This window comes from Citrobacter sp. wls613, assembly GCF_005281195.1.
Taxonomy (GTDB): Bacteria; Pseudomonadota; Gammaproteobacteria; order Enterobacterales; family Enterobacteriaceae; genus Citrobacter; species Citrobacter gillenii.
Genome location: NZ_SZXN01000030.1, coordinates 22,088 through 22,433 on the forward strand (window position 1 = coordinate 22,088; position 346 = coordinate 22,433).

The 346-nt window shown below is 51.2% G+C and carries 1 pseudogene; it reads left to right on the forward strand.

Going from position 1 to position 346, the window contains the following annotated elements:
• Positions 1 to 346, forward strand: a pseudogene (locus FDX01_RS23395) (hypothetical protein); the annotation flags it as partial.

Sequence of the window (346 nt, forward strand, 5' to 3'; positions counted from 1 at the left end):
ATCAAGGGGCCAAGCTCTGTCGTCAATAACATGATGCAGAAGCTCAGCGGCATTAAGCGCATGATGCTGAAGCGCGGCAAAACAGGTGAGGTTTTACAGATTGGCGATAGTGACAGCATTGAGTCAATCGACCTGAGCAACCTTGAAAAGCCGCTGGATTCGGCACGTAACCACATCCTGGCTAACATCGCCGCCGCTGCCGACATGCCAGCAATTATCCTGAACAGTGAGACGTTTACTCAGGGGTTTGGTGAAGGTACCGAGGACGCCAAATCAGTCGCGGTTTACGTTGACGATCTGCGTAAGTGGCTTGAGAACCTCTACAGCTTCTTTATCAGAATCTGCC